Source organism: Enterococcus sp. 3G6_DIV0642 (assembly GCF_002140635.1).
GTDB lineage: Bacteria > Bacillota > Bacilli > Lactobacillales > Enterococcaceae > Enterococcus_D > Enterococcus_D casseliflavus.
Genome location: NZ_NGLH01000001.1, coordinates 2,935,900 through 2,955,045 on the forward strand (window position 1 = coordinate 2,935,900; position 19,146 = coordinate 2,955,045).

A 19,146-nucleotide genomic window follows, 5' to 3' on the forward strand; every position below is an offset into this window, starting at 1 on the left:
TATGAAAGGGATTATTTTTGATTTCAACGGAACAATGTTTTTGGACTCTCATCTACATGAAGCTGCTTGGCTGCACATGATTCATGATCATACAAAAGATGGTTTATCAGATGAGGATATTTTAAAAAATATCCATGGTCGAACGAATACGGAGATTTTAAAACATTTCATTTCAGAACATTTGACCGCCTCTGAGATCGCCGTATTGTCAGAAGAAAAAGAAAGCTATTATCGTATGCTTTGCTTGCAAAATAAGAACGATCTCCAATTGACAAAGGGGCTTGAAGCGACTCTTGATCAGCTGACTGACCAGCAGATTCCATTAACGATCGCCACCGCTACTGTTAAAGAGAATGTTGCTTTTTATTTTGATACTTTCGATTTAGCTCGCTGGTTTGATTGGGATAAGATCGTCTATGACGATGGCTCTTTTCCTGGAAAACCGCAACCGGATATTTTTCTTAAAGCGGCTGGCAAATTGGGCTTAGCTCCTGCAGATTGTCTTGTTATCGAAGATGCTTATTCAGGTTTGCTTGCTGCCAAGCGTGCTGGGATTGGAACAATTATCGCAATTGATCCATTCGGTAAGAATAAATCAGTATTTGAACAGGCACAGCTAAATAAAGATGGAACCATCAAAGATTTTACTGATTTTTGGACAGAGCACCTGTCAAAAGTTTTCGTTAAATCATAATATTCCATACAAAAAGCGGCTCAACCAAGAAATCTTGATTGAGCCACTTTGTTATTATTTGTTTCCATTTTCTAATTCCGACGGTTGTTATTACCGAATAAAATAATCAAACGTAAGAGCTGCAATAAGGTTGCTACGGCAGCTGCGACATACGTCAACGCTGCGGCAAAGAGCACTCTTCTTGCTTGTGGTACTTCATCTTCTGTTAACAAGCCACCATCTGCCAAAATACGGATCGCCCGTTTTGAGGCATCGAACTCGACTGGCAAGGTCACTAATTGGAAAATAAACGCCAATGAGAAAGCCAACAAGCCTAAGTTGATCAGAAACGATCCTCGTAATAGGACCCCAATCAAAATCAATGGGATCGAGATGCTGGTTCCGATATTAGCGATCGGTACGATCGCATGACGCAAACGCAAAGGAAAATAACCTTTGGCATCTTGGACTGCGTGTCCACACTCATGGGCCGCAACACCGATTGCTGCTACCGAAGTTGATTGTGCAGTGGATTGCGATAAACTCAGCATTTTGTTGCCAGAATTGTAATTATCCGTCAAATCACCAGCGATCGCTTGCACACCCACATTATTGATTCCTTGGCTTTGCAAGATGTACTGCGCCGCTTTTGTGCCGGTAATATTATTTTTACTTCTGACTTTGTCATATTTGTTAAAGGTACTTTTGACGTACGCTGACGCTGCTAGTGAAATCACCATACCGATAATTACAAGAATGAAAGTCGGGTCATAAAAAAAGCCGAACCCGTATCCGCCCATACCATACACGATAAAATTCCCCCTTTTAATCTTTGACCTTATTTTACCATTAAAGTGGTGAAAAAATTATGAAGATGACTGGAAGATTTTGTTTTTAACCTTTTTTTACAAATTCTGATTTTAGTTTCATTGCGCCGAAGCCATCGATCTTGCAATCAATGTTGTGGTCGCCTTCGACTAATTTGATGTTTTTCACTTTCGTTCCTTGTTTGATGGCGCCAGATGCGCCTTTGACTTTCAAGTCTTTGATGACCGTTACTGTATCGCCATCGACTAAAATATTGCCGTTGGCATCTTTATATACGGGTGCTTCTTCCATCGCTTGTTGCTCTTGCCATTCGTTTCCGCATTCAGGACAAACAAACAGCCCGCGGTCTTCATAAGCGTATTCAGATTGGCAATTTGGACAGTTAGGAATTTGAGTCATAGTGTTGCTCCTTTAAAATATAATTTTCGCTGTAAAAAAACAACTCACCATCAGCATACCGAAAAACCATTAGCGGTGCAACCAAAAATCAGTGACCTGTAAGTAAAAAAAATCGCTTCTGTAGAGTAATAACAGAAGCGATAACTCAAGTGTATTCGAAAAGGAACTACAAAGCGTTGGGTATTATTTTGAGAAATGATTCGCACAAGCATCGCCGACCCACTGGATGATTTGTACCAGAAGAATCAGCAGGAGAATCACCACAATCAAAATCGCCGTTTCATAGCGATAATAACCATACTGAATTGCTAAATCGCCAATGCCGCCTGCGCCAATTGTTCCCACCATCGCTGAGTAGCCTAAAAGACTGATCAAAGTTAGCACAAATCCGCGAATCAAAGCTGGCAGACTTTCTGGTAAAATCACTTCGCGAACGATCTGTCTCGTCGATGCTCCAGAAGCGACGCTGGCTTCAAGGACGCCATAGTCGATTTCGGCAAATGCGGATTCAGCGATTCGGACGTAAAAAGGAATCGCGGCAATCGATAAAGCAATCGCACCACCCGCTGGGGTATAAGGATCACCGATCAGCATCGCTGATAACGGAATCAGCGTAATCAATAAGATCAAAAATGGCAGCGAACGGATTGCATTGACGACAAAATCGGCCAGATGATGCAAGAAAATATTTTTATGAAAAAGGTTACTGCCGACTAAAAACAGGACTAATCCAATCAATAAGCCGAAAACTACTCCTATAATTGCTGAGGTCCCCACCATAAAGAATGTTTCCCATAGTGCTTGAGGCAGGTTTGTTTTTAAAATCTCAATCGTTTCAGCCATTTTTCTCACCTATCTTTCTTAGAGAAAAGACGTTCGCAGCTAAGTGTTCTCGGGCTTTTGCTGCTTCTTCGTCGGGTCCCGTCAAATAGATATACAAAATACCGATCACATCTTTTTTGATATACTCAATTTTCCCATGGATGATATTGATCGACACATCGTAGGCTTTCGCTACAGTCGAAATCAGCGGTTCTAACGTATACTCACCTTGGTAGCGCAATTCCAGCAAGTCGCCTTGCGTGAAAGATGCTAGAATCTCTTCAGGAAGCGTCAGATCCAAGTAGCGGCCTACCAGTTTTTTTGTAATAGGCTGTTTAGGCTGACTGAACAAGCCATAGGTCGTTTGTTCTTCAACAATGCGCCCCTTTTCCATCACTGCCACCCGATCAAAAAACTTACGGGCAACATCCAATTCATGAGTGATAAAGACGATGGTGATGCCTGTCTGTTCCTTGATTCGGATCAACAATTTCAAAATTTCTTCAGTCGTTTCAACATCTAACGCACTGGTAGCTTCGTCACACAACAAAATCTCAGGTTCGTTGGCAATCGCTCGTGCAATGCCGATCCGTTGCTTTTCTCCCCCAGACAAATTATTCGGATACTCGTGAATTTTGTGAGGCAGATCCACCATTTCCAACAGTTCCTTGATCCTCGCTTCTTGCTGATCTTTCGGATAATCACCAGCGCGCAAAGCAAAGGCTAAATTTTCCTTGATGGTTCGATTATGGATCAGATTGAAATGCTGAAAGATCATCCCGATTTTTTGTCGTACTTCACGCAAGTGTTTGCCTTTGGCTTGCGTGATGTCTTGACCATCAATCAGAATTTGACCGCTAGAGGGCACCTGCAGTAGATTCAACGTACGAACCAAGGTACTTTTCCCAGCCCCGCTCAATCCGACGATCCCGTATACTTCTCCAGCTTGAACGGAAAAATCAACGGAATCCACTGCTTTTTTGATTTGTTTTTTATGAGTGAATGTCACTGATACTTGTTTTACTTCTATTTTTGCCATAAGGTATGCCCTTCTTACTCAGTCCAAAATTTCGGTTGATCAAAGTTGCTGAACGGTGATTCGGCAATCGCTTCTTTAAATGCGTCACTTTCTAATACTTCCGTAACTGCCTTAGCAAAATCACTGTCTTCTTCTTCGGTGGACACCACAAAGACATTTTTATATTCTTCTTTCAACGACTCCAACGCCAAAGCATCTGCAGGATCAAGAGAAGCCGCCCAAGCGAAGTTTCCTGGTACTAAAGCTAAATCGACTGTATCTAACGAACGAGCCAATTGGGCTGCGTCTAATTCTTTAAATGTCAGATTCTTCGGATTTTCTTCGATATCATTCACCGTTGCCTTCGTTTCGTCGATATTGTCTGCGATGGTGATCAACTCATTGGCAGCTAACAGTTGCAAGGTCCGAGCTAAATTTGAGGCATCATTGGCAATCGAAACAGTCGCCCCGTCTGCTAACTCATCCAAGCTGGACAGTTGCTTCGAATAGATGCCCATTCCCAATGTTGGCACTTTTTGTAATGCCGTAAGAGATAACTGGTTATCTGCCGAAAATTTTTCTAGATAGGCCGTATGCTGAAACAAATTGGCATCGATTTGTCCATTCGCCAAGGCATTGTTCGGCTGAATATAATCATTAAACACTTTGGTCGTTAGTTGATACCCTTTTTCTTCCAGTAATGGAGAGATCACCTCTGTCACCATATCCCCATATGGTCCAGGTGCCACTCCAACGACTTTTTCTTCCACTGCATCTACACTATTTTCACCAGACTGTGTATCCTCCGTGCTGCTAGTATTGCTACAAGCTGCCAATGTAATTAAGACAGCAGCAGCAACTAACCCAACGATTCCCTTTTTCAACTGTTTCATTTTTTAGTTCCCCCTTTTTATAATAAAAAAACGTCCTTTCTCCATCATAGAGAAAGGACGAAACAACCATGTTCGTGGTACCACCTTTAATTCATTGGCACAAGCTGCCAACCTTATCAGTTTATCAACTGCTTTGCTGTAACGGGCAATCCCGCTGCACGCTTGCTTTTGCTCACGTCCAAACGCTCCAAGGCCATCTTCAGTCAAACGGCTGTGCTCTTTCTCACCAATCCGAGCTCTCTGATCCAATCGAAACTGACTTACTCTTCTTATCATCGCGTGTTTTTAAGTTGTGTTTAACTATACGATAGCCTCAAATGAATGTCAATTCTTTTTTTCACGAAAAAACCATCTTTTTACAATGATTTTCACAGCGTTTATACAGTCAAATTCTCATCTAAAATCAAGCCTTCAGAGACCATAACCGCATCACCGATCAATTCTAATGCGCCCTGATCAACATCAACTTCTACCGTTAACTCGCCACCTAACACGTGCAGCAAGACATTCGCTGCCGCTTGCTGGTGACGTTTGGTCACGACATACGCAGTGGCACCAGAACCTGTGCCGCACGCATAGGTAAAACCTTCCACCCCTCGTTCATACGTGCGAACGATCAGATCACCCTTGTCATCTTCTTCATAGAAATTGACATTCGCCCCTTTGGGGAAAACCTCCCAATAGCGTATCTCTTTGGCAAGTTCAGCCAGCTGTTCCAACTCAGTTTCTGCCAGACCAGGATAGTGAACCACCGCATGAGGAATTCCTGGATCACCCAATTCCACATAGTCCACGAAAGAAACCATTGGATTCGGGTACGCTTGATCAAATGTAGTCACGGTCGGTGGATTCAAGGTTACTTTGTAGTGTTTTGCCGACAAGCGCCATGCGGGGACATCGCCAGCAACTGTTTCGATGGTCATCTGCTCGCCAGCAATTCCCTTCTCAAAGGCATAGCGGGCAATACAGCGAGCGCCGTTGCCGCACATTTCTGCTTCGGTCCCATCAGCATTGTAAAACCGCATCCGAAAATCAGCGGTTCCTGTGGGAAAATCCACTGCCATGACTGCATCCGCGCCAACAGAAAATTTCCGATGGCAAACCTGAGCAGCAAATTGCGACAGTTGTTCATGGGAGAATTTCAATGTGCGGTTATCGATTACGATAAAATCATTTCCTGCACCTTGCATTTTTGTATAAGGAATCGTCATGTTGTCACCTGCTTTTCAAAATTTTACTTGCTGGAAGCTCCCTCTTTTAGAAACGAAGGAACCACTTCATTTTGCAGCATTTGCTCGTAGGACTGGCGTTTAACGGCTAATTCCGCTTGGCCGTTTTCCACAAAGACGACTGCAGGAATCTGTAAATTATTGTAGCTGCTGGCCATCGAATAGCCATAAGCTCCTGTTGCGAACGTAGCAAACAGATCCCCAGTTTCAACGGGCGGTAATGCAAGATCTTTTACTAAGATGTCCGTGCTCTCACAAGCTTTGCCAGAAATGGTGATCTTTTGTGTCGCAGCTTCGGAAGCGCGGTTGGCTAAGATTCCAGTGTATGTTGCTTGATAAAGACCTGGACGAATATTGTCTGTCATGCCCCCGTCAATGCTGGCGTATGTTCTGATTCCTGGCAATGTCTTGATACTGCCGATGGTGTGCAAACTGATACCTGCTTCTGCGACGATACTACGCCCAGGTTCAATAACGATGGTCGGACGTTCGCTCTGGTGCTGCGCATAAAAGGCGTCGATTTTTTCCATCACAGGATCTAAAAAGTAGCTGTAGGGTTGGCGAATATCTGCATCTGTGTATCGAACGCCAAAGCCGCCGCCAACATTTAGTTCTTTGATCCAATAATCAAAGCGTTCATGAATGGTTTGGACAAGGGCCAAAGCCGCATCAACTGCCGCTAGATGTGAGCGATTGTCCGACAATTGACTGCCGACATGAAAATGCAGGCCATAGAAATCCAATTCAGGTGCTTGAATCACTTCTTCCACTAACGGAAATAAGATTTCTTCATCTAAAGGAATCCCGAATTTCGAATCTTTTTGTCCGGTCGAGATAAATTGATGGGTGCTGACCGAAACCTCGGGTGTGATGCGCAACAAAATTTTAGCAACGACTTGCTTTTCTTGACATAACGCGCGGATCAAGCCGACTTCTTGAATGCCATCAACGATGATCCGTCCTACGCCATAATCAAGGGCGGCTGCTAATTCTTCAATCGATTTATTATTGCCGTTAAACTCGATGTGTTCTGCTGGAAAATCAGCTTGGATCGCTGTATACAGCTCTCCACCGCTAACCACGTCTAATGAGAGTCCTTCTGACTTGATCACTTGCAGCATTGCTGTGGTGCAGAAAGCTTTAGCGGCATAGGCTGCCCGTGTCTTGCTGTAGCGCGTCAAAAACTGCGCCTGAATCTTTTGGCATTCTTCGCGAATCTCCGAAACGGAATACACGTAAAGGGGGGTTCCGAAGGTTTTTGCCAGCTCAACGGTATCACAACCGTCAATGTATAAGTGATTGTTCTTGATTTCTTTTGCCATCGCTTTACTCCTTGTCTGTCGGCTCGTTCAACGCCTCGATCAAACGAACGTAGCATTCGATGCCTTGCAATAGATTTTTTTCGTCAAAATTCATTTTGCTGCTGTGTAAAGGGTGGACATAGCCTTTTTCTTCATTTCGGGTGCCGACAAAGAAAAAGACACCGGGGATTTCCTTTTGGTACATCGAAAAATCCTCTGCCAACATATATGGCGGTGTTTCTCGGTAGCTCTCCCCGACCACTTTTTCCAACACTTCCACCATCTCAGGATCATTGTCCACGACACGATAAAGGTGCTCGAATTCGACATCCGCCGTGCAATCATATCCTTTGGCGATTTCTTGTGCGACGGTGGTGATTCTGCGCGTCATCGTTTCATAGACTTCATCTTCAAACGCCCGCATCGTTCCTTTTAAAACGACCTTGCCGGGAATGATATTTTCCGCATCTCCCCCATGGATCTTCCCAAAAGTGATGACCCCAGCAGAAAGCGGGCTGATATTGCGTGAAATGATCGAATGCAATCCTTGAATAATCGCAGCCGCGGCTAAAATGGCATCATGTCCTTGATGAGGCTGGGCACCATGGGCACTCGTGCCGTTGATCGTTAGATTGATCTCGCCGTTACGGGCCATCATCGGACCTTTCCGACTCGCAATGACTCCTTCGGGAAAGTCTGGGAAGACATGCAGCCCCACGATTTTTTCCACGCCAAAATCTCGTAAGATGCCTTCATCGATCATCAGTTGAGCGCCACCGGGGCTTTCCTCGGCTGGTTGGAAAATCAAAACGATCGTTCCACGAATCACTTCAGGATGCGTCGCTAAGTATTTGGCAAACCCTAGCATCGTTGCCATATGGCCATCATGCCCGCAGGCGTGCATTTTTCCTTCATGTTTGGAAGCAAAAGAAACACCGGTCTCTTCTTTGATCGGTAGTGCATCGATATCCGTTCGAAAGGCCAGTGTCTTTCCTGGACGCTCACTGCGAAAGACAGCAATCAAGCCGGTTTCAATCACTGGATAGATTTCTTTGATCCCAAAGGATTGCAACTGACGCAGCAAGTATTCCTTTGTTTTGAACTCAGTTAACCCTAATTCAGGGATTGTATGTAATTCACGACGAAAACGAACCACGTCTTCGGTTAATTCTGTGACTGTTTGCGATACTTGCATGTTAAAACACCTTTCTATACATTCCTTTTAAAAATATCCATAAAAACCAGCGAATATTCAGTTTTTCATTGATATTGTTTAATATTATAGTATATAATTCGAATAATCTATAGTATAAATTGTCGAAATGTTTCGATTTTTATTGAAAATTTTACCCCTCGTTTTGGTACACTTATACGTAGAGTAACGAAAAATAAATTGGTTGAAAGGATGTGTCGTAGTTTGACAATATTCAAAGGTTCTGGCGTTGCGTTGATTACCCCTATGCTTCAAGATGGTTCGGTGGATTTCGATAAGCTGAAGGAGTTAGCGGAGTGGCATGTGCAGCAAGGAACGAATGCAATCATTGCATGCGGTACGACCGGTGAAGCATCCACGTTAGACGATGAAGAACATATCGCGGTGATCGAAGCGGTGGTAAAACAAGTTGCTGGTCGAATCCCCGTTATCGGAGGAACAGGCTCCAACAATACCCAACATGGGATCCATCTTTCAAAAGAAGCACAGCGCGTTGGTGCTGACGCATTATTGGTTGTAACACCTTACTACAACAAAGCGACCAAGAAAAGTTTAGTCGCTCACTATGAAGCAATCTGTCAAAGCGTTGAGCTGCCAGTGATCTTATACTCCGTCAGCTCAAGAACCGGCTTAAATTTAACACCTGAAGCCGTGGCAGAACTAAAAAAAATCCCTAATATCAAAGGCATCAAAGAGGCCAGCGGTGATATTTCGCAAATCGCAGAAATCGCTCGTCTTGCGGATGATGACTTTGCGATCTATTCAGGAAATGACGATCAAGTAACCCCAATTTTAGCTTTAGGTGGCTCTGGCGTGATTTCAACGATCGGCAATATCGCTCCGAAACAAACGGCACAACTCGTTGCTGATTTCTTAAATGGTGATGTAAAAGCAGCCATCAAAGAGCAGTTGCGACAAAAACCGTTGATCGATGCGATTTTCAGTGAAGTAAATCCTGTGCCGATCAAAGCAGCGGTCTCCTTGCTAGGCAAATGCGAATTGCATTATCGTTTGCCTTTGGGTGTCCCGGAAGATGCGACCCTCGTTCATTTAGAAGAAGAAATGACCAATTACGGATTGCTGTAAGGAGGAGTTTTTGGTGAAACAAATTTTATTAAGTGGTGCAAACGGTCGCATGGGCAAAGTGTTGCAAAGCCTGATCGCAAAGCACCCTCAGTTAGAAGTGGCCGCCGGCTTAGATCGTACCGAGCAATTAGATGGTCCTTTTCCAATCTATGATCGTCCAGAAAAAATCACGCAACCGATCGATTTGGTGATTGATTTTTCTCATTATAGCAATGTGCCTGCCTTGTTGAACTATTGTGTCGAACAGCAGCTGCCAATCGTGGTTGCTACAACTGGTTTGACGGAAGACACGCAGATGATGCTGCCGTTGGCTGCTAAAGTGATTCCGGTTTTCTATTCTGCCAATATGTCGTTGGGGATCAATGTACTGATCAAAGCACTACAAAGTATCACCCCCGCATTAGAAGCTGACTTTGACATTGAGATCATCGAAAAGCATCATAATCAAAAACTTGATGCACCAAGCGGTACAGCTTTGCTGTTGGCAGATAGTATCAATGACAGCTGCGAAACAAAAAAAGAGTATCTCTACGGGCGTGAAGGCAGTGATCTAGTAAATGACCGCAAGCAGATGGGCATCCATGCCGTTCGCGGCGGAACGATCCCTGGGGAACACATTGTCATCTATGCTGGGCAGGATGAAATCATTGAATTAAAACACACTGCGCTCTCCCGCGAAATCTTCGCCAATGGTGCACTAAAAGCAGCGGAATTTTTAGCCGATCAACCAGCCGGTTTTTATTCCATGCAAAATCTAATCGACAAGTAAAGGTGGTCTCTCATGACAGAATTACAATTTTCCGATCCTTATCAATTAGCAAAATATATCAAAGAAGCAAATAAACAAACACCTGTAAAAGTCTATATCAATGGAGATCTTGGCGACGTCCAAGCAGATGGCATCCAATTGTTTGGTAACGGCACCTTCTATTTCGTGGTTGGTGACAGTCAAAAAGTAGCTGAGTTTTTAACCGCGCACCAAGACAAAATCACCGATCACTATCTGGAAAATGATCGCCGCAACTCAGCGATTCCTTTGTTGGACTTGACGAAAGTCGATGCCCGTATCGAACCAGGTGCCTTTATCCGGGACCAAGCCATCATTGAAAAAAATGCCGTTATCATGATGGGGGCAGTGATCAACATTGGTGCTGTAGTTGGTGAAGAAACCATGATCGATATGGGGGCGATTTTAGGTGCCCGGGCAACCGTTGGGAAAAAAGCCCATATTGGCGCTGGTGCTGTCTTGGCTGGCGTTCTTGAGCCACCTTCAGCAAGCCCAGTCATCATTGAAGACAATGTTTTGATCGGCGCAAATGCCGTCGTCCTTGAAGGCGTCCGTGTCGGCGAAGGTGCAGTCGTTGCTGCCGGTTCTGTGGTGACGGAAGATGTCCCTGCTGGAGCAGTCGTTGCTGGCTCACCAGCTAAAGTCATCAAAATGAAAGACGAGAAAACGAAAAGCAAAACCGAATTTTTAGACGATCTACGGGGGTAAACTTCTTATTTTCTCGTAAATACGCAACAAAAAAACGCAGTGCCGGTTCAGTGATGAGCCTGCGCTGCGTTTTGTCTAAAAAAGGGCGTGCCGAAAGCTTTTGGCACGCCTTTTTTCTATTGGCAAATGTGCTTGTAAAAGTGTTTATTCTGCTTGAAATTCTTTGATCGCTGCTTGGATCTCTTGATAGATCACTGCAACTTCTTCAAGGTCTTTTGCATTTGCTCCACTGGCAAGGGGATGTCCGCCGCCATGATGGCGTTTGGCGATCTCATTGATCACTGGACCTTTCGAACGCATCCGCACCCGGTAATAGCCTTCTGGTTGTTCGACAAAGATCGCCCAAGCCATCACTTCGTCGATTTTCCCTGGTAAGGAAACGACTGCTGAGGTTTCCGAATCCACTACGCCAAAACGCTGCTGCAATTCTTGTGATAGGATCACTTTGCCAGCACCAATCTCATCGATCTCGATGTTTTCGTAGACATACCCTGAAAGGCGAGCAACACTGCGAGAGACTTGATCCAATTGCCGATTGATCTTCGGTGCATCAAAACCGTAATCCAATAGTTCAGCCGCTAAGCGCAGCGTTGTCGCTGTCGTTGCCGGATATAAAAACCGTCCAGTATCACCAACAATGCCTGCATATAGCAGACGAGCCGCTTCTTGCGTCATCGTCAGCTCGTTTTGAAACATTTGCCAAAACGAAACGATCATCTCACTACAGCTGCTGGCTTTTGTATTGACCCAGACCAGCTCTCCGTAAGGCTCATCATTAGGGTGATGATCGATTTTGATCAATTTCGCCCCTTGATCATAGCGTTGGTCACTGACCCGTGGTGCATTGGCCGTATCTGTAACGATCACCAACGCTCCTTTATACAAATCATCAGGGATCGTCTGCATCAGCGCCAAGTAATCCAATCCTTCAACAGGTCCGCCGACTTGATAGATTTCTTTTTCGGGAAAACTAGCTCGTAAAATTTCTGCCAAACCCACTTGTGATCCTAATGCATCTGGATCAGGGCGCTGGTGCCGATGGATAATGATTCGGTCGAATGCTTTGATTGTTGCAAGTATTTCTTCTTGTACCTTCATGAATGGTCTCAACTTTCTCTCTAAAATTTTTCCATAAGTGCCGTTTTCGATGATTTATGGGCGTTCCATTACTTGGCATACCACGATCGCTTTTGCCACTAAGGAATTTTCGATCGATACTTCGATATCGATTTTCGCCGAACGTCGCCCCAGTTCTAGAATCTTCGGTTGAATGATGATCTCGCTTTCTAATTGGATCAAACGGAAGTAATGCAGATTGACTTGCTCGATCCAACTATTGCGCCGTTGATTCAACTGCATGGTACGTTTTGCCGTATTCGCGATCACTTCACTCAAGACACCAAAAGAGATCGTTCCGACTTCATTGACCATTTGAGGCGTCACCGCAAAGCTGAAATGCGGCTGCGGCAATTTGTTCCCTTCAAAATCTTGTTCGATGACTTGCATCTGTCCCGAGATTTGGTCTGAAATCGTATCTGAAATTTGTGTTTGTCGTTGGACCATCTGCATCGCTTTCATGATGTCTTGGCGTGTAACGATCCCAATCAAAGAAAGGTCATCTGCTACGACGGGCATCACTTCTAAGCCATCCCAAATCATCTGATGGCTGGCAGAGGCCACACTCATCTCTTTTTTTACGACCCGTGGTTCCCGGGTCATGATTCGTTCGATGATCTGCGTGTCAGGCTTTTCTAGGACATCTTTGGCTGTGATGATCCCAACGACCCGCATATTCTTGTTGACGACTGGATAGCGGGAGTGGTTGGTAGACTCCGAAAGCAGTTTGTAATCCTTGACCGTATCAAAGGTGTGCAGATACTTGGTTTTTTCCAATGGCATATAAATGTCACTCACCAGCATGATGTCCTTTTTGATCAGCTGGTCACTCAAGGCACGGTTGATCATCGTTGCCACGGTAAAGGTGTCATAGGTCGTTTGTAAAATCGGCAGCTCCAATTCGTCTGCTAAGCGACAGATTTCCTCTGAGGTTTCAAAGCCCCCCGTGATCAAGACGGCTGCGCCATCTTCCAGTGCCAACTTGTGGACTTCGTTACGGTTTCCGACGATCACTAAGGAACCAGGAGTGATGTAGCGTTCCATTGCCGATTCCTTCATGGCGCCGATAACAAATTTGTTCAAGTCTTTGTCTAAACCGGCTGCGCCGCCCAAAACATCGCCTTCAATGATTTGGACGACTTCGCCGAAAGTTAGTTTTTCAATGTGTTTCTTTAGTTTCCGTTCAATCCGAATGGTTCCCACACGTTGTATCGTTGAAACCAAGCCGATATTTTCCGCATCTTTGATCGCCCGATAGGCTGTTCCTTCACTGACATTCAAGTCTTTTGCGATTCCCCGCACCGAGATGCGATCGCCTACAGGCAGATTCTCGATATGCGCTAAAATCAAGTCGTGTTTTGTCGCCATAATTATCCCCTATTCCTACTACGAATCTTCCTGTTGCTTAAACTTCTAATGTCTCACCGACTGCAAGGATCTGGCCCACACCTGCCGGCAATAAATTCACGAAGGTTTGCGGATCTTGCTTGATCATTGGAAACGTATTGTAATGGATCGGTACTACTTTGCTCGCGTTTAAAAGCGCCGCTGCTGTTGCAGCATCTTGAACGCCCATCGTAAAATTATCCCCGATCGGTAAAAACGCCACATCGATATCGAAACGTTCACCGATCATCGCCATATCGCTAAAGAGGGCAGTATCGCCAGCGTGGTAGATGGTTTTGCCTTCTGCTTCTAAAATGATCCCCACTGGGTTGCCCATATAGATCATCGTTCCGTCTTCTTCAAGACCAGAGCTGTGTTTCGCTTCCACCATTGAGATTTTACCAAACGGGAACTCAAAAGAGCCTCCCATATTCATGCCATGCGTCTCAGCAATGCCTTTGCGGGCTGCATAGCGGCAAATTTCAACGACACTGATCACTGGTGCTTCATTTCTTTTGGCGATCGGCACCATGTCCCCAATATGATCGCTATGACCATGCGTGATCAAAAGCCAATCGGTTTCCACTGTGTCTGCATCCAAATCAGTCAGAGCATTTCCAGTAATAAAAGGGTCAAACAACAATTTTTGGCCATCCGCTAATTGGATAGCAAGCACCGAGTGTCCGTGATACGTAAGTTTCATACAACATTCCCCTTTCCATCTAAGTAATACAGTCTAATATTTTTCATTATAACAGATAACGCCAGAAATCCAAAAGCACAAATTCTGGCAGCTTTATTACATCCGTCCTTTTTCTGGTTCTTATCAAGAAAAATAAAAAAACTGTTCTACCCTTTCTGAATAAGGAATAGAACAGTTCGACCTGATGACTTCAAGCGATCATAGCGTTTTCTTACGTCCACCTTGTTTATAGATGCGCCAGACTGTTAAGAATAACGCCGTGATACAAAGAAGGAACGCCCCAAAGAAGGTGATTTTCATGCCATAGGCAAAAATATCTGCCCGACCTGCGATATAGGTCGTCACATGCTTCCCATAGGCTTGACTCATTGCGGCATAAAGAATCGTCGTTGCTAAGGATATCCCTAAGACCATGCCCAAGTTACGGGCAAAGGAATTTAGACTACCTGCCACCCCAAGATTTTCTTTGGTGACGCTGCTCATCACCATCGTATTGTTGGGGGATTGGAACAACGAATTGCCTAACCCCATGATGGCAGTAGCGACGACATAGTACCAAATCGGCGTATGCTGATTCATAAACATATACATCAGCTGAGTGATGGACAGCAACGCTAAGCCAGCTAAGACCAAGATCTCCGGTCCTACACGGTCCGTCAGATAGCCGCTAAGTGGTGAACCGATGACCATCATCAAAGGAAAGACCATCATCAGCATTCCTGCCACACTCGGCGTTAAGCCTCGGGCACTTTGCAAGTAAAAGGGAATCACGACATTGACAAAAAAGTTTGCAGAAAAGATCAGCAACGCCGTGATCAGGCTCATGGTGAAAATTTTATTACGAAAGATCCCAAAGGTAATCAGCGGTTTGCTCACACGCGCTTCTACTCGCAAAAAGACGATGAATGCCACTAAGGCGATCCCCACCAACAGCAGCGGCAGCCACGTTAGAAAGCCACGCTCTTGTCCAAGAAAAATGCCGCCGAAGAAGCTGATAATTGCAATTGAAAACAGCACAAACCCGGTTTTATCGATGGAATCATGACTCATGGTGATATCTTTTGGCAACACCTTTTCTCCAGCAATCATTGTCAGAATACCGACTGGAACATTGATCCAAAAAATAAACGGCCAAGAAAAATGCGCCAAAATCACTCCGCCCAATCCAGGACCGGCGATGGAGCCTAACGAAACAAAGGCACCAATCATCCCTAAGGCGCGTCCTCGTTCACTCATAGGAAAGACTTCAGTAATGATTCCGGTATTCGTCGCCATCGTCATGCTGGCTCCGATCGCTTGCACGACTCGGGCAAATAGCAGAAATGCTAAGGAATGATTAAACCCGCATAACAGCGAACCGATAATAAAGATCAGCATCCCCAAGCGGAATACTTTGATCTTACCCCAACTATCCCCTACCTTACCGAATAACAAAAGGCAGGCACAAACGATCATCAAGTAGACGGATACGACCCATTCCGCTTGATTCATAGGGACACCCATATCTGCCGAGATCGTGGGCAAAGCGATATTTACGATACTCCCATCCAGTGTTGACATAAAGGTAAACATCGAAACAGCAATGAGAATCCACCACTTTCTCTGTTGTACTACGGGATTTTCTTGATAACTATTCACAAATCGACCATCCTCTCTTTGCTTGTTTTGTTCCTCTAGTCTTAGGGGGACAACTTTGTATTATTGATCGAAATCCATTCGCCGTCAATCCTTATCTGCTCATCACGACCAAAATAAGGGGCATTTTATAAAAAAAACGCCACCTGTTTTCTTACATAAAAAAAGACAAAAGCTTCGGTGAAAAGAAATCGGCCGTCAAACGGCTATTCTTTCACCTGCTTTTGTCAGTAGGTCAAAACGAATTATTTACGGTTGCGATTTCTTTGGCTTGATTCCATGATGACCGGCAAGATGACGGGACGGCGTTTGGTTTGTTCAAACAAGAAACGACTCAAACGATCACGGATATCTTGTTTCAATTTGCTCCATTCAAACTCTTCATCATGAAGGTGTTTTTCTACGATTTCTTCCACGATCTCGCCACTTTCACGAATCAGATCGCGGCTGGCTTTCACATAGACAAACCCGCGAGAAGTGATTTGTGGTGCAGAAATAATTTTCTTTTCGCGACGATTGATCGTCACTACCGCAACGAAGATTCCGTCTTCAGATAAGACTTTGCGGTCTCGCAGGACGATATTCCCAATGTCACCGACACCGATCCCATCGATCATGACGTTTTCAGCTGGAACCGCACCTGCGGCGATCATTTCGCCTTTTTTGTATTCTAACACATCTCCACGAGCAGTAATGAAGATATTTTTCATCGGAATCCCGACTTCTTGCGCCAAGTCCACATGGGCGGCTAATTGGCGGTACTCGCCTTGAATAGGGATAAAGTACTTCGGTTTCATCATATTCAACATCAGCTGCAGATCATTCGGGTTGGCATGACCAGAAACACGGAAATTATCCGAGATCTGTTTCACGGTACCGCCAGCGCGATAGATGATATCTTCCGTTTTCGCAACCACAGTTTCCATTGCCGTTGTCGGCGTTGTTGTGATGTAAACAAGATCTCCTTCTTTGATGCGCAGCGTCCGGTGAGAGCCGTTGGCCATTTTTTGCAACGCTTTGATTGGTTCACCCATACGACCTGTTTCTAAAATCAGCAACTGTTCGTCTGAGTATTTTTTCATTTCTTTTTGGGTGATCAGCAAGTCTTCGGCAGGTAATTTTAATTTCCCTAACTTCATGGCCGTTTTGATGATCCGACCAAAATCTTGCCCGGTCAAAACGACTTTGCGATCAGAACGAAACGCCGCATCTAATACTTGTTGCACCCGTTGCAAATTGCTGGCAACACTAGCGACGATGATCCGACCTTCCCAGTAACGGATATTGTCATAAACTTCATCTTGGATCGTCAATTCAGAAGCGATCGGCGTTGGATTTTCGGCATTTGAAGACGTGCTTAGCAATGCTAAGACGCCTTCTTTTCCAATTTCCGCTAAGCGGCCAAAATCGGTTTGATACATAGGGATCGCTGTTTGGTCAAACTTGAAATCTCCTGTATAAACGATATTGCCAGCTTCTGTTTTGACGCTGATCCCAACAGAATCAGGGATAGAATGGGTCGTACGGAAAAAGCTGATGGTCGCATGACCAAAGTCGATCTCCGAATGTTCATCGATCACATGAAAATCTTTGAAGCGCTTGGTAGCTTCATTTTTATTCACGGTCAATTTTGCTAGTTCGATCGTTAACTCGGTCCCAAAGACCGGTACTTGGATATTCTCCAAGAAATAAGGCAATGCACCAATCGCATCTGCATGCCCATGGGTCAAGAAGACACCCGCCACACGGTCGGCATTTTCTTCTAAATATGTGAAGTCTGGAATCACTGTATCGATCCCTAATAATTCATTTTCTGGATAACGGACACCGCAATCCAGCACAAATATATCCTCGCCAACTTCAGCAATGTACATGTTCTTTCCGTTTTCGCGTACACCGCCAAGAGGAATGATTTTTATCGTTTCCACTTTTATTCACCTCTTAATTTTTTTCTACTGTATTATTTCCCAAGCATAAGCCGTCCCTATTATTATACAACAAAAAAAAGAAAAGCGTGGCATTCACCACACTTTTCTGAAAAACTTATGGTTTACACATGAACTAATCCTTGCTGATGCAGGCTTTCGGCGATTTGAACGGAGTTCCATGCCGCCCCTTTCAGCAAATTATCAGAAACGACCCATAAATGCAAGCCGTTTTCGACATCCAAATCTTTGCGAATCCGACCAACAAAGGTTTCTGTTTTGTCCACACTGGTCAAAGCTTGCGGGTACACTTGTTGACTCGGATCATCTTGCAAGACAGCTCCTGGCGCTTCGCTGATCCACTGTCTGACTTCCTCAACACTAGCATGGTCTTTGGTCTCGATATAAATCGACTCCGAATGACCGCTAAACACAGGGATCCGCACACACGTAGCTGCTACTTTGATCTGCGTATCTTCCATGATCTTCTTCGTTTCATTGATCATTTTCCACTCTTCGTAAGTATAATCCTCTTCGGCAAAAACATCGATTTGCGGCAAGGCATTAAACGCGATCGGGTAGTGCTTCTTGTCGCTGCCTGCTGGTAAAATCTCAGGGTTTAGTTCATCAGCGGCTTTGCCAGCTAATAATTCTTGAGATTCACGAGTCAATTCAGCCAAGGCTTGGGCGCCAGCACCTGAAACTGCTTGATACGTCGAAACCAAGACCCTCGATAAACCGACTTTTTGACGAATTGGTTCTAACGCCACCATCATTTGAATCGTTGAACAATTCGGATTGGCAATGATTCCTTTATGTTGCGCTAATACATGAGGATTCACCTCAGGAACGACTAGAGGAACATTCGGGTCCATCCGAAAATGACTGGTATTGTCGATCACGACTGCACCGTGTTTGACTGCTTCTGGAGCAAATTGTTTTGAAATGCCGCCACCGGCACTGAACAATGCAATATCGACGCCTGCAAAGGAATCTGCGGTCAGCTCTTGAATAACGAGCGGTTCATTTTTGAACACAAGGGTCTTCCCAGCAGAACGTTTGGATGCCAACAACGTTATTTTTTTGATCGGCAACGTGGTCTTCTCCAACATCTCAATCATTTTTGTTCCTACTGCGCCGGTAGCCCCGACAACTGCTACGTGATACCCCGTACTCATCAAATCACTCCTCGAATAAAAATACATTTTTACTAGTTTATCATATCTTGTAAAAAAGAAAAGACCTTTCGTGGAAAGAAGCGCAAAAAGAAGGCAATACTGTCTAAATTTTCAATCTTTTTCCCCTTTGTAGAAAAATTCTACCTATATTTAAGGGTTATCATTTGTCACATTCAGGTGTTATAGGATATAATACCGACAGAAGGAATTTTGGGGAAGATTCTTTCCAACGTGCATGGGGAAATT

General features: G+C 44.6%; 18 protein-coding genes and 1 other annotated feature. Of the genes, 4 read left to right on the forward strand and 14 right to left on the reverse strand.

Features of this window, described 5'->3' with window-relative positions; genetic code table 11:
- Position 1 precedes the first annotated feature (1 nt).
- Positions 2–694, forward strand: coding sequence for an HAD family phosphatase (locus tag A5878_RS14225; RefSeq protein ID WP_010749970.1), 693 nt, complete (start codon positions 2–4; stop codon positions 692–694).
- A gap of 71 nt (positions 695–765) precedes the next feature.
- Here the strand turns inward: A5878_RS14225 and A5878_RS14230 are convergent, their stop codons facing one another.
- The 8 genes from A5878_RS14230 to A5878_RS14270 all read right to left on the reverse strand — a co-directional run bounded on the left by A5878_RS14230 (position 766) and on the right by A5878_RS14270 (position 8,358).
- Positions 766–1,473, reverse strand: a complete 708-nt coding sequence (locus A5878_RS14230; protein WP_005228270.1) for a zinc metallopeptidase — start codon at positions 1,471–1,473, stop codon at positions 766–768.
- 94 nt (positions 1,474–1,567) lie between these two features.
- Positions 1,568–1,900 (reverse strand): zinc ribbon domain-containing protein YjdM, encoded by a 333-nt coding sequence (locus A5878_RS14235; RefSeq protein ID WP_010749972.1) that lies wholly within the window; start codon positions 1,898–1,900, stop codon positions 1,568–1,570.
- Positions 1,901–2,083: 183 nt separating this feature from the next.
- Positions 2,084–2,743, reverse strand: a complete 660-nt coding sequence (locus A5878_RS14240; RefSeq protein WP_086295742.1) for a methionine ABC transporter permease — start codon at positions 2,741–2,743, stop codon at positions 2,084–2,086.
- Positions 2,736–3,761: a methionine ABC transporter ATP-binding protein gene (locus A5878_RS14245; RefSeq protein WP_060791469.1), complete on the reverse strand. Its 1,026-nt coding sequence runs from the start codon at positions 3,759–3,761 to the stop codon at positions 2,736–2,738. Before A5878_RS14245 ends, A5878_RS14240 begins: the two co-directional genes overlap by 8 nt.
- A gap of 14 nt (positions 3,762–3,775) precedes the next feature.
- On the reverse strand, positions 3,776–4,633 hold the full coding sequence (locus A5878_RS14250; protein ID WP_060791470.1) for a MetQ/NlpA family ABC transporter substrate-binding protein: 858 nt from the start codon (positions 4,631–4,633) through the stop codon (positions 3,776–3,778).
- 50 nt (positions 4,634–4,683) lie between these two features.
- Positions 4,684–4,918, reverse strand: a binding site (T-box leader).
- 92 nt (positions 4,919–5,010) lie between these two features.
- Positions 5,011–5,844 (reverse strand): diaminopimelate epimerase, encoded by an 834-nt coding sequence (gene dapF, locus A5878_RS14260; RefSeq protein WP_005228261.1) that lies wholly within the window; start codon positions 5,842–5,844, stop codon positions 5,011–5,013.
- Between the two features lie 23 nt (positions 5,845–5,867).
- A complete protein-coding gene (lysA, locus tag A5878_RS14265) occupies positions 5,868–7,184 on the reverse strand; it encodes a diaminopimelate decarboxylase (RefSeq protein WP_010749977.1) in 1,317 nt (438 codons plus the stop codon).
- Between the two features lie 4 nt (positions 7,185–7,188).
- Entirely contained in the window at positions 7,189–8,358 is a 1,170-nt protein-coding gene (locus A5878_RS14270; RefSeq protein WP_008380505.1) for a M20 family metallopeptidase, read from the reverse strand.
- A gap of 222 nt (positions 8,359–8,580) precedes the next feature.
- On the opposite strand from A5878_RS14270, the gene dapA reads away from it, so the two are divergent.
- From dapA to dapD, 3 genes are read left to right on the forward strand one after another with little or no spacing between them, the layout of a single operon-like run.
- Positions 8,581–9,462 carry a 4-hydroxy-tetrahydrodipicolinate synthase gene (dapA, locus tag A5878_RS14275; RefSeq protein WP_008380503.1) on the forward strand — a complete coding sequence of 294 codons (882 nt, stop codon included), beginning with the start codon at positions 8,581–8,583 and terminating at the stop codon, positions 9,460–9,462.
- A gap of 13 nt (positions 9,463–9,475) precedes the next feature.
- On the forward strand, positions 9,476–10,231 hold the full coding sequence (gene dapB, locus A5878_RS14280; protein ID WP_005233953.1) for a 4-hydroxy-tetrahydrodipicolinate reductase: 756 nt from the start codon (positions 9,476–9,478) through the stop codon (positions 10,229–10,231).
- 12 nt (positions 10,232–10,243) lie between these two features.
- Positions 10,244–10,957 carry a 2,3,4,5-tetrahydropyridine-2,6-dicarboxylate N-acetyltransferase gene (dapD, locus tag A5878_RS14285; protein WP_005233952.1) on the forward strand — a complete coding sequence of 238 codons (714 nt, stop codon included), beginning with the start codon at positions 10,244–10,246 and terminating at the stop codon, positions 10,955–10,957.
- Positions 10,958–11,101: 144 nt separating this feature from the next.
- On the opposite strand, the gene A5878_RS14290 is transcribed toward dapD, so the two are convergent.
- The 6 genes from A5878_RS14290 to A5878_RS14315 all read right to left on the reverse strand — a co-directional run bounded on the left by A5878_RS14290 (position 11,102) and on the right by A5878_RS14315 (position 18,900).
- On the reverse strand, positions 11,102–12,055 hold the full coding sequence (locus tag A5878_RS14290) for a bifunctional oligoribonuclease/PAP phosphatase NrnA (protein ID WP_060791471.1): 954 nt from the start codon (positions 12,053–12,055) through the stop codon (positions 11,102–11,104).
- Positions 12,056–12,109: 54 nt separating this feature from the next.
- Positions 12,110–13,441, reverse strand: coding sequence for a DRTGG domain-containing protein (locus A5878_RS14295; RefSeq protein ID WP_005228249.1), 1,332 nt, complete (start codon positions 13,439–13,441; stop codon positions 12,110–12,112).
- 37 nt (positions 13,442–13,478) lie between these two features.
- Complete coding sequence (locus A5878_RS14300; RefSeq protein WP_086295743.1) at positions 13,479–14,162, reverse strand: metal-dependent hydrolase; 684 nt, start codon at positions 14,160–14,162, stop codon at positions 13,479–13,481.
- Positions 14,163–14,360: 198 nt separating this feature from the next.
- Positions 14,361–15,800 carry an MFS transporter gene (locus A5878_RS14305; protein WP_015510327.1) on the reverse strand — a complete coding sequence of 480 codons (1,440 nt, stop codon included), beginning with the start codon at positions 15,798–15,800 and terminating at the stop codon, positions 14,361–14,363.
- A 242-nt stretch (positions 15,801–16,042) separates the two neighbouring features.
- Entirely contained in the window at positions 16,043–17,725 is a 1,683-nt protein-coding gene (locus A5878_RS14310) for a ribonuclease J (protein WP_005228243.1), read from the reverse strand.
- A 122-nt stretch (positions 17,726–17,847) separates the two neighbouring features.
- Positions 17,848–18,900 (reverse strand): aspartate-semialdehyde dehydrogenase, encoded by a 1,053-nt coding sequence (locus A5878_RS14315; RefSeq protein WP_060791473.1) that lies wholly within the window; start codon positions 18,898–18,900, stop codon positions 17,848–17,850.
- Between the last annotated feature and the right edge of the window lie 246 nt (positions 18,901–19,146).

Excerpts from the sequence above, each read along its gene's own strand:
- A5878_RS14225 (WP_010749970.1), top strand. The coding sequence starts at position 2 with ATGAAAGGGATTATTTTTGATTTCAACGGAACAATGTTTTTGGACTCT.
- A5878_RS14240 (WP_086295742.1), bottom strand. The coding sequence starts at position 2,743 with ATGGCTGAAACGATTGAGATTTTAAAAACAAACCTGCCTCAAGCACTA.
- A5878_RS14300 (WP_086295743.1), bottom strand. The coding sequence starts at position 14,162 with ATGAAACTTACGTATCACGGACACTCGGTGCTTGCTATCCAATTAGCG.
- dapF (WP_005228261.1), bottom strand. The coding sequence starts at position 5,844 with ATGACGATTCCTTATACAAAAATGCAAGGTGCAGGAAATGATTTTATC.
- lysA (WP_010749977.1), bottom strand. The coding sequence starts at position 7,184 with ATGGCAAAAGAAATCAAGAACAATCACTTATACATTGACGGTTGTGAT.
- A5878_RS14245 (WP_060791469.1), bottom strand. The coding sequence starts at position 3,761 with ATGGCAAAAATAGAAGTAAAACAAGTATCAGTGACATTCACTCATAAA.
- A5878_RS14315 (WP_060791473.1), bottom strand. The coding sequence starts at position 18,900 with ATGAGTACGGGGTATCACGTAGCAGTTGTCGGGGCTACCGGCGCAGTA.
- dapD (WP_005233952.1), top strand. The coding sequence starts at position 10,244 with ATGACAGAATTACAATTTTCCGATCCTTATCAATTAGCAAAATATATC.
- A5878_RS14250 (WP_060791470.1), bottom strand. The coding sequence starts at position 4,633 with ATGAAACAGTTGAAAAAGGGAATCGTTGGGTTAGTTGCTGCTGCTGTC.
- A5878_RS14230 (WP_005228270.1), bottom strand. The coding sequence starts at position 1,473 with ATGGGCGGATACGGGTTCGGCTTTTTTTATGACCCGACTTTCATTCTT.
- A5878_RS14290 (WP_060791471.1), bottom strand. The coding sequence starts at position 12,055 with ATGAAGGTACAAGAAGAAATACTTGCAACAATCAAAGCATTCGACCGA.
- A5878_RS14295 (WP_005228249.1), bottom strand. The coding sequence starts at position 13,441 with ATGGCGACAAAACACGACTTGATTTTAGCGCATATCGAGAATCTGCCT.
- A5878_RS14270 (WP_008380505.1), bottom strand. The coding sequence starts at position 8,358 with ATGCAAGTATCGCAAACAGTCACAGAATTAACCGAAGACGTGGTTCGT.
- A5878_RS14235 (WP_010749972.1), bottom strand. The coding sequence starts at position 1,900 with ATGACTCAAATTCCTAACTGTCCAAATTGCCAATCTGAATACGCTTAT.